Annotated in this window: 7 protein-coding genes; all 7 read right to left on the reverse strand. The window is 72.7% G+C overall.

The features are described from left to right. Positions 1 to 76 precede the first annotated feature (76 nt). The 7 genes from E1212_RS28365 to E1212_RS28395 all read right to left on the reverse strand — a co-directional run bounded on the left by E1212_RS28365 (position 77) and on the right by E1212_RS28395 (position 9972). Positions 77 to 4615, reverse strand: a complete 4539-nt coding sequence (locus tag E1212_RS28365) for a ThuA domain-containing protein (protein WP_131988784.1) — start codon at positions 4613 to 4615, stop codon at positions 77 to 79. A 13-nt stretch (positions 4616 to 4628) separates the two neighbouring features. Continuing rightward, positions 4629 to 5504 (reverse strand): sugar phosphate isomerase/epimerase family protein, encoded by an 876-nt coding sequence (locus E1212_RS28370; RefSeq protein WP_131988786.1) that lies wholly within the window; start codon positions 5502 to 5504, stop codon positions 4629 to 4631. 99 nt (positions 5505 to 5603) lie between these two features. After that, positions 5604 to 6863, reverse strand: coding sequence for a purine-cytosine permease family protein (locus E1212_RS28375; RefSeq protein ID WP_131988788.1), 1260 nt, complete (start codon positions 6861 to 6863; stop codon positions 5604 to 5606). Further along, positions 6860 to 7690: an ABC transporter ATP-binding protein gene (locus E1212_RS28380; protein ID WP_131988796.1), complete on the reverse strand. Its 831-nt coding sequence runs from the start codon at positions 7688 to 7690 to the stop codon at positions 6860 to 6862. Before E1212_RS28380 ends, E1212_RS28375 begins: the two co-directional genes overlap by 4 nt. Positions 7691 to 7698: 8 nt before the next feature. Continuing rightward, positions 7699 to 8712: an ABC transporter substrate-binding protein gene (locus E1212_RS28385; RefSeq protein WP_131988790.1), complete on the reverse strand. Its 1014-nt coding sequence runs from the start codon at positions 8710 to 8712 to the stop codon at positions 7699 to 7701. A gap of 32 nt (positions 8713 to 8744) precedes the next feature. Then, complete coding sequence (locus E1212_RS28390) at positions 8745 to 9614, reverse strand: ABC transporter permease (RefSeq protein ID WP_131988792.1); 870 nt, start codon at positions 9612 to 9614, stop codon at positions 8745 to 8747. After that, positions 9607 to 9972, reverse strand: coding sequence for a cupin domain-containing protein (locus E1212_RS28395; RefSeq protein ID WP_131988794.1), 366 nt, complete (start codon positions 9970 to 9972; stop codon positions 9607 to 9609). Before E1212_RS28395 ends, E1212_RS28390 begins: the two co-directional genes overlap by 8 nt. Positions 9973 to 10159 lie beyond the last annotated feature (187 nt).

Raw genomic sequence — 10159 nt, forward strand, 5'->3', positions numbered from 1 at the left:
CTGGGGTGGGGTGGGCGCCGAACCGGCCGGCGACGGGACGCTGCGGACCGTCCCGCCGCCGGCCGAGTCCTGATCGCTACGCCGGGTCGTCGACCAGCAGCGCGAGGATCCGCCAGTAGTTGCCGGTCGGACTCGACAGCCGCAGGTCCACCGTCCGGCCCTCGGCGCCGCCGTCGAGCGTGAACTGCTCCCAGGCGTACGACCCGCTCGGCAGCGTCGCCCGTGCCGGCACCACCACGGCGCCGTCGGCCTCGACGACGAACCCGCTGGTGGAGAAGTCCGGGTCGCCGGTGAGCAGCGACACCGTGTGCGGTCCCGGCGGCAGGGTCAGCCGCAGGACGCCCGGACCCCGGTTGTCCAGCACGAAGTCGCGCCGCAGGGCGTCCGGGTGACCGCGGTCGCGCTGCAGTGGCGCACCGGTCACCCAGCCGTAGCCGCGCGCGGCGTCCCACGCGTGGTTCGGCGCCAGCGGCGTGTACGACTCCAGCACCGGGCTGGCCGGCGAGCCGCCGTCGAGGGCCAGCAGGAGGTCGTCGCCGTGCGGGACGGCGTACGTGCGGGCCGTGGGCGTCCCGGCCACGACGACACCGGGGGCGGTGACCGACGCGGTCAGGGTCGCCTCGGCGAGCGGCCCGGCCACGACCCCGCCGGCCGGCGCCGTCACCGGCACCTCCAGCGTCGCGGTGGCGCCGGGCTGCAGCGTCGCCGTCGCGGAGCCGGCGATCCATCCGGACGGCACGGTGACCGTCGCCGTCACGTCCGCCGGGGCGGCCGAGCGGTGGTTGGTCACCGTCACCGACGCCGTCGAGGACCGGCCGGTGAACAGCGGCGCGCCGACCGCGACGCCGTCGGCCGACACCGCCGGCCGCACGACGACCGGCGCCGACAACGGGAGGGTGACGCGGTCGCGGCCGACGTGGGCGTAGCCCGCCGACCCGGTCAGCGTCACCTCGCCGGGGGTCGCGCCGGCCGGGACCGTGACGTCCCACGCGCCGGTCAGCGTCGCACCGGCGGCCAGCGACGCCGCCGACGTCGGCCCGGCAGCGACCGCCTGCCAGCCGTCCGGCACGGCCAGCTCGACCGCCGGCGCCCGGACCGCGGCGTCGCCGTCGTTCGTGAGCGTCGCGGTCACGCGGACCGTCTCGCCCGCGGTGACCTCGCCGCCGTCGGCCGCGAGCTCCGTGCTCACGCCGTCGACGCTGCCGATGACGCCCTCGAGCGCGGCCGCCGCCTCGTCCAGCGGCGCCAGCAGCGCCGCGGCGACGTCGGCGGGTAGCCCCTGCCCGGCGACCCACTGCCGGGACTGGTTGGTGAAGATCAGCGCGCGGTCCAGCCGGCGGGCGAAGTCCGCGTCATCGGTCGCGGTCTCCATGGCCGCGGCGAGCTCGCCGTCGATCCGCTCGGCTGCGCCGGCCAGGTAGGTGGCCTGCTCCTCGGTCAGCGTCTCCGCATGCTCGCCGGCCGCCGCCTCGAGCGACCGCACCGCCGCGCGGGCCGCGCGGACGCCGTCGAGCAGCGTGTGCCCGAAGTGGAACGCGTCGAGGTTGACCAGGTAGTCGTCGCCCTCGTCGTTCGTGAACACCAGGAACAGCTCGTGGCTGCCGCCGGGGTCCTCGACGGCGACGTCGACCTCCTCGAACGCGTACGAGTCGCCGGTCGGCTCGAGCCGTCCGCTGCCGATGACGGGGCCGTCGACGGCGTCGAGCCGCACCGACACCGTCCCGCCGGTGCCCGACGACGCGTACCGGAAGGTCAGCTGGTTCACGCCGCGCAGGTTGACCGGCTCGTAGGAGACGTGGTCGCCGTGGCCGATCTGGCCGACCATGCGGTTGCCGTTGCCCTCCTGCGTGTCGTAGAGGACGACGTCGCTCGCCGACGTCCAGTGCTCGGCCTGCTTGTGCCGCGGCTGCAGGATCGCCGAGTCGCCGCCGGTCAGCGGGTCGACACCGTCGCCGCCACGGTCGGTGTAGGTGGAGTCGACGATGTAGAAGATGTTGTCGACGTGGCTGTGCCCGTCGTCGACGATGGTCTCGATCTCGCCGGTGCAGCCGGTGTACTGCTCCAGCGGGTGACCGTGCTGGTCGTGGCCGAGTGCCGGCTGGGTGACGATGTCCGCACAGTCGACGCCGCCGCCGCTCACGCCGTCCTCGGCGTCGTCGACCCGCACCTCGAACGGCACCGGCTCGCCGAAGTCGAAGATCTGCCCGTCCAGCGGCTCGACCAGCTCGACGTCCGGCCGGGTGTTGCCGACGCTGACCGGGACGTTCGCCACGCCGGTGCGCCCGGTCGGGTCGGTGACGACCAGCTGGGCGGTGTAGTCGCCGTTCTCCGTGTACGTGTGCGACGGGTTCGCCTCGGTCGAGTCCACCTCGCCGTCGGAGTCGAAGTCCCACGCGTAGGTGATCTCGTGCTCGTCCGGGTCGCCGGAGCCCTCGCTGGAGAACTGGACGGCGAGCGGCGGCTGCCCCGACGTCGGGTCGGCCGACGCGCGGGCGACGGGCGACCGCTCGCCCGGCCGGGCGTAGTTGATCTTGTAGATGCCGGAGTCGGTGTTCGGGTCGCCGCGGCCGGAGCCGCCGTAGTTCGAGCCCCACTCGATGACGTACAGCGAGCCGTCCGGGCCGAACTGCAGGTCGATCGGGCGCAGGAACTCCACGCCCGGCATGAACGGGTTGATGATCGCCGGGTTGCCGGCCTCGTCCAACTGGACCTCGAAGATCGCGTTGCGGGTCCACTCGGCGATGAAGACGGTGTCGTCGTAGTAGGCGGGGAACTTCGCCTCCGACGGGTTCTCGCCGTCGAAGTGGTAGGTCGGGCCGCCGATGGCGAGGCGTCCGCCGCTGCCCAGCTCCGGGTACTCCGGCGTCACCTCGTACTGGTACGGCAGCCAGGCCGGCTGGGCCGGCGGCAGCTGCGTCAGGCCGGTGTTGTTCGGCGAGTCGTTGACCGGGCCGCCGGCGCAGTCGTACAGCGGGCCGGACTCGCCGGTGGCGTAGTCGTGGTCGTTGTAGGCCTTGTTCGCGCCGATGCAGTGCGGCCAGCCGAAGTTGCCCGCCGTCCGCGCCTGGTTCCACTCGTCGTAGCCGCGGCTGCCGCGGGTGGGGCTGTCCACGCGGGCGTCGGGGCCGACGTCGCCCCAGTAGAGCCAGCCGGTCTCCTCGTCGACGTGGATGCGGTACGGGTTGCGCAGCCCCATGACGTAGATCTCCGGGCGGGTGCCCTCGGTGCCGGGCGGGAAGAGGTTGCCCTCGGGGATCGTGTAGGTGCCGTCGTCCTCGGGGTGGATGCGCAGGATCTTGCCGCGCAGGTCGTTGGTGTTGGCCGACGACCGCTGCGCGTCGTTGTACTCGAACCCGGGCCGCTCGTCGGTGGCGCCGTAGCCGCCACAGCAGGGCGAGGAGTTGTCGCCGGTCGCGACGTAGAGGTTGCCGGCGGCGTCGAAGTCCATGCCGCCGCCCTCGTGTGCGTTGACCTCGCGCTGCGACGGCAGTTCGAAGATCGTCTCGCGGGACGCGGGATCGACGGTGCCGGTCGCCTCGTCGTAGGTGAACCGCGCGATGACGGTGTTCTCCTCGTCCAGCGGTGAGTAGTACAGGTAGAGCCAGTGGTTCGTGGCGAAGTCCGGGTCCAGCACGATGCCGTGCATGCCGTGCGTGTGCTCGACCAGCACGTCGAACCGGGCCGCGAGCTCGGTCCGCGCCGTCACCGGGTCGTACACCTTGACGTCGCCGCCGCGCTGCACGTAGAAGACCCGGCCGGTGTCGTCGATGTCCATCGCCAGCGGGTCGTCGGTGTTGCCGTCGAGCTGGATCTTCTCGAAGTTGTGGTTCGACGTCGCGCCGCAGTCGCCGTCGACCACGCCGGCCGCCCACTGGATGCCGCCGAGCAGGTGCTGGACGAACAGCGGCTCGTCGGTGAACGCCGACGGCGCGTGCCCCATTCCGGTGTACCAGGAGCGGCCGCCGTCGAAGTTCTGGCACCAGCTGATCGGGTGGTCCGCGCCCATCCGGTGGCCGGTGTAGGACGTCGAGTCGAAGCTGGCCAGCACGTGCACGTCGCCGCGCGGGTTGGTGACGAAGTCGTACGGCTCCTCGGTGCGGGTCCACTCCTGCGGCAGGTGGCTGGTCGACGGGTGCACGGTGTCGTCGACCTCGACCTCGAGCTCCTGGATCGGCGGGTGGCTGAGGAAGAACGCGCCGACCAGCTCGCCGTACCACTCCCAGTCGCGCTCGGTGCCCGACGCGGAGTGGATGCCGGCGTAGCCGCCGCCGGCCTGGATGTAGCGCTCGAACGCGGCCCGCTGGCCGGCGTTCAGCAAGGCGCCGGCCTGCGGCGTCGAGTTGGTGTTGTTGAAGATCACGACCTCGTACTGGGCCAGCGTCTCGTCGGTGAAGTTCGCGGGGTCGTCGGAGATGGTGACGTTGAACCCGTGCTCCTCGCCGAGCTGCTCGATCAGCGCCTGACCTGCGGGGATGGAGTCGTGGTAGAAGTTCGTGACGCGCGAGAAGACCAGCGCGTCGAAGCTCTCGGTGGTGGGTTCCTCGACGGCGGACGCCAGCGCGCCGCCCGTCAGTGCCGTGGCCGCCAGCGCGGCGGCGAGCCCGATTCTCAGCATCAGCGCTCTCCCGTCAGAATCGAAGATCGCGCAGGTGCCGGAAGCTGTTGCGGGCCGTCGCGAGCTCGTCGGCCGGGTTGTCGTGCTCGACGAGGAACTGGCGGACGCCGCCGCGGTGGGCGTGCTCGAACATCGCCGCGAAGTCGAGGATCCCGGAGCCGACGTCGGCGAACCCGCCGTCCGGCGCCATGTCCTTGACGTGCAGTGCCGGGAACCGGGCCGGGTGGTCCACGAAGTAGTCGCCGGCGTCGTAGCCGCCGCGGGCCGCCCAGTAGACGTCGAGCTCGTAGCCGACGAGGTCGGGATCGGTCTCCTCGAGCAGCACGTCGTACAGCACGCGGCCGCCGTCGGTGCGGAACTCGGCGTCGTGGTTGTGGTGCAGCACCTTCAGCCCGTAGGTCGCGGCGACCTCGCCGGCCCGGTTGAACGCGGCAGCGGCCTGGCGGATTCCGTCGAGCGTGTACAGCGAGCCGGGCAGGCTGGACGTGACGACCCAGTGGCCGCCGAGCGTCAGGACGTCCTCACAGGCGCCCTCGAGGTTGTTCGTGAGGCGGTTGTAGCCGACGTGCTCGAGGACCGCCTTCAGCCCGGCGTCGTCGAGCATGGCCCGGATCGCGGCCGCGCTGTGACCGTGCCGGCCGCTGACGCCGACGGTCGCGTAGCCGATGTCGGCGAGGGCCTGGACGGTGCCGGCGAAGTCGACGGCGAGCGAGCGGCGCATCGTGTACAGATGCATGCCGATGGCCGGGCGGGGGATCAGCCGGTTGCCGCTGCCGGCCGCGACGGCGGGGAGGGCGCCGACGGCGGTCGCTGCGGTTCCGGCGGCGAGAGCGGCGGCCGCCGCGGTCGTACGGAGGAAGGAACGGCGGTCGAGCTGGCGTCGGGGCATGGGGGAGCTCCACCTTTCGTTGTTCGACGGTGAACTTCTAGCGGTGGTAAGCGCTTTCCGTGGTGTGTTGCGTACGCTAACGGCGAGGCACGGCCACAGTCAACGCCTGGATCGAATCCGGTGGAATCCGTGCATTCCAGCCGTGCCGATGACGGCGGCGGCGAGCCCGGCGAGCGGCGCACCCGGGACGCCGGCGATCGTCAGGGCGACGCCGAGGGCGGCGGCGGGCAGCCACATGAGGGCGTGGACGGCCCGCGGCGGGCGACGCTGCCGCCGTCGGGCCCGGGCCTCCCAGCCGAGCGGGACCACCAGGGGCGGCAGCACCGCGGCGAGCATGGTGAGCCAGGGGAGCAGGGCGTTCTCGAAGCCGGTGGTCGCGAGCGCCAGCCCGGCCACGCCGATGACCGCCGTCGCGGCCCAGTGCGGCAGTGGTGCGAGCCGGTGCGACAGCCGGTGTCGGTGCCCGCCCGTAGGGTGGGCAGCCCCACCCAGCCGGGCGGAGTCCCGGCGGGCGGGGACCACCGACCGCAGCGCCAGCCCGCCGGAGTGGAACGCCGTCAGGCACGGGGCGGCGACGGCGACCACCACCAGCGCCGTGCCCAGGTCCGAGGTGCGCAGGTGGCCGACGAGGTCGGCGGAGTCGCTGCGCAACGCGATGGTCGTCCCGGCGGCCGCGGCGACCAGTGTCGGCAGCACCAGGATCGCCGCGCAGGCCCACAGGTCGCCGCGGCCGCGCAGCCCGGCCGTGAAATCGGGCGCCCGCAGCGCGAACACCGCGACGTAGCCGACGAAGACGGCGACGTCGGTGAGGAACGCCGACGGGGCGCCCGCGCCCGCGGCGAGCGGCGGCGCACCGGCGGTCGAGCCGTCGCCGTGCGTGGCGATGACGACGATCAGCGCGAGCGCCGCCGCAGTCGTGACCAGCGCGATCGCGTTCCAGCGGTGCAGCCCGCCGGCCGCGAGCGCGAGCAGCGGCAGCCCCAGCGCGGCGACGCCGACCCACGTCGGGGCGCCCAGCAGCGACGCGAGCGCCGACCCGCCCAGGGCCGCGTTGAAGCCCAGCCAGCCGGCCATCGCGAGCGCCATGAGCGTGCCGACGAGCAACCGGTCGCCCCGCGGCAGGTACGCCTCGAGCACCGCCGCCAGCGGGCGGCCCTCGCCGTCGGGCGGGCGCAGCCCCAGCCGGCCCTGCACGAGCAGCAGCACCGTCATGGCGACGCCGCCCGCCAGCAGGGCACCGACCGGCACGGGGCCGTCGTGCCGGTCGGCGAGTCCTGCACCGAGCACCAGCGCCGCCGGGCCGGTGCCGATGGCGAGCCACGCGCCGGCGGTGTTCCACCAGCGGCGCTCGCTCGTCATCCGTGGTGGCCGCTGGCCCCCAGCAGCACCCGGATCTCGCGCGCCAGTTCCTCGAACGTCGGACTCGACATGGTGGCACCGTAGTCCCGCACGGCCGGCAGGTCGACGTCGTAGACCCGCTCGATCCGCCCCGGCCGCGGCGTCATGACGACGACCCGCTGGCCGAGGTAGACGGCCTCCGCGATCGAGTGCGTGACCAGCACGACGGTGGTGCCGGTCTCGCGCCAGATGCGGTGCAGCTCGACGTTCATGTGCTCGCGGGTGAGTGCGTCGAGGGCGCCGAACGGCTCGTCCATGAGCAGCACCGGCGGCTCGTGCAGCAGCGCCCGGCACAGGGCGACGCGCTGCTGCATGCCGCCGGACAGCTCGTGCGGCAGGGCGGTCTCGAACCCCGTCAGGCCGGTCAGCTCGATCAGCTGGTCGGCCCGTTCGGCGGCCTTGCGCTTGTCCATGTTGCGCATCTCGGCCTGCAGCAGGATGTTCGCCCGGACGCCACGCCACTCGAGCAGCGCGGCCCGCTGGAAGGCGAAGCCGATCTCGCGCTGCGGCCCGGTGACGTCATTGCCCAGCAGCTTCACCTGCCCGCTGCTCGGCGGCACCAGCCCCGCGACGATCTTCAGCAGGGTCGACTTGCCGCAGCCCGACGGGCCGACGATGCTGACGAACTCGCCCGCCCGCACCGACAGCGAGACGCCCGTCAGCGCCGTCGTCCGCTTGCGCTTGCTGGTGAACGTGCAGGTGAGGTCGGTGATGTCGATGGTGGTGTCGTGCTCGTGGTGGGTGGCGGCGTCGGTGGTGGCCGCCGGCTCCGTCGTCATGGCCTCCATCCCCGTGCTCACCCGGCCTCGCTGAACGACGACTCCCAGTAGGTCGCCGGGTCGGCCGGTTCCTCCAGGGCGCCGTTCTGCGAGAGCAGGTCGATGGTCTCCTGCCACTGCTCCTCGGTGTTGGCGCCCGGCGTGCCGGCTTCGTCGAGCCTCAGCAGGCCGATGCTCTGCTCCAGCTGGGCGCGCAGCACCTCGGCCGGCGGAGTCTCGTCGGCGCCCTCCTCCATGGCGGCCGCGGCGGCGTCCGGGTCCTCGGCGGCGGCCTCCCAAGACCGCGCCGTCGCCCGCACGAACGCCTCGACCAGCTCGGGGTCGTCGTCGATGGTGTTCTGGTGCGCCACCAGGCCCGTGCCCAGCAGGTTCATGCCCCACTCGGAGTACAGCAGCGCGTCGACGTCCTTGCCGCTGAGATCCTCGATGGTCGGGCCCTGGTCGTGGAAGAAGCCCATGATCGCGTCGGCGCGGCCCTCGACCAGCGCCGCGACCTTGCCGGCGGGGTCGACGTTGACGACCTCGACGTCGTCGGGGTCGACGCCGTTGAGCTCCAGCCAGGCGGGGAACGTGGCGTACATCGCGTCGCCCGGGGTGCCGGCGACGATCTTCCCGACGAGGTCGGCGGGGTCGCTGATGCCCTGGTCGGTGAAGAACTCGACCGACGCGGGACCCGTCTGCAGGAACACCCCGAGGCTCTTGATCGGCATGCCCTCGGTGATGCCGTTGAGCAGCGGCGGCGTGTCGGCCCAGCCGAAGTCGGTCTGCGACTGCGCGACCTGCTGCACCGTCGTGCCGGAGCCGCTGCCCGGCCGGATCTCGAGGTCGATGCCCTCCTCCTCGTAGATCCCCTCGGCGACGCCGTAGTAGAACGGCGCGTGCTCGCCGTACGGCACCCAGTTGAGGGTCAGGGTCACCGCGGTCAGGTCGCCGCCGTCGCCGTCGCCCGCGGCGGTGGGTTCGTCGTCGCCGCCACAGGCGGACAGGGCGAGAAGTGCCACGGCCGAGGTGGCCAGCAGGCTGCGTCGCATGATGGGCCCTTTCATGAGATGCGTCGTTGCGTTCATGAGGTGGTGAGGGGGACGCCCTGGCGGCGACTGGCGTGCCAGGGGATGAGCAGCGCTTCCGCGGCTTCGACCAGGACGAACAGGACGACGCCGAGGGCCGACATCAGGATCAGGTCGGCGAACAGCAACGACGAGTTGAGGTTGCCGCTGGCCAGCAGGAGGACGTATCCGAGCCCCTCGTCGGCACCGACGAACTCGCCGACCACGGCACCGACGACCGCCAGCGTCACGGCGACCTTCAGGCCGGACAGCAGGTGCGGCAGCGCGTTCGGGAACCGGATCTTCCGGAACGTCTTCCAGCGGCTCGCGCCCATGGTCGCCGACAGGTCCAGCAGCTCCGGGTCGGTCGAGCGCAGGCCTGCGACCCCTGAGACGACGATCGGGAAGAACGCGATCAGCACGGCCAGGATCACCTTCGGCATCGGCCCGAACCCGAACCACACGACGAGGATCGGCGCGATCGCGATCTTGGGGATGACCTGCGCGAACAGGATCAGCGGATAGAGCGCCTTCTCCAGCGTGGGGGAGTACACGATGACGACGGCGGCCAGCATCCCGATGACCGCGGCCAGCAGGAAGCCGAGCACCGTCTCGTACGTCGTCACCCAGGTGTGCCGGGCGAGCATCTCGCGCTCCGTGACCAGCTCGTTCGCGACGTCGCCGGGCGTCGGGACCAGGTAGGCGGGGAACACCTCGGCCGCCGTGATGGCCCACCAGCCGAACCCCAGCAGCACCAGCAGCAGCGCCGGCCGCCAGGCGGCGGACAGGAGCTGGACGGCACGCTGGGCGGGCCTGGTGCGCTCGACGGGAGCGTCGTCGTCGGGTGCGGCGGCGGGCGGTGCGGCCCTGGAGATCACCTCAGGCATCGAAATACTCGTCCTCGTCGTCGGCGGCGGGGATGGCGACGACCAGCGCGCGAAGCTCGCCGATCGCCCGGTGCCGGGTGCCCGGCGGGATCAGGAACGCGCTCAGCGGCCCGGCCGGGTGCGCGACACCGTCGAGCTCGACCTGCCCGTCGCCCTCGAGGACCACGTAGATCTCGGTGGCCCTCCGGTGGTAGTGGGTGATCGCGGCGTCGACGTCGAGCAGGTGGACACTCGCCGTCCCCGGCTCCACGTCCACGAACGCCCGGCGGGTCTGCCCGCACGAACACGCCTTCGGCTCGATCTCGTCGAGCCTGGCCGTCGCGGCCGGGCTGGACGATGCGGTCGGCGGTGCTGCCATTCGCGCCTCCCAGGCGGAAGTACGTCGGCGGAAAACGCTTTCCTGTGGCGGCCGACGTTACCGGTGTGTTGCCGAGGCGGTCAAGAGTCCGGCCGTCCCGGATGCGTGTTCGGTGGGTGGCCGACGCGGCGGCGCGTGGTGTGGCGCGGCTGCTCGGGACGGTGCTGGCGGGTGGTCAGCCGGGTGG

The organism is Jiangella ureilytica (assembly GCF_004348545.1).
GTDB classification, from domain to species: Bacteria; Actinomycetota; Actinomycetes; order Jiangellales; family Jiangellaceae; genus Jiangella; species Jiangella ureilytica.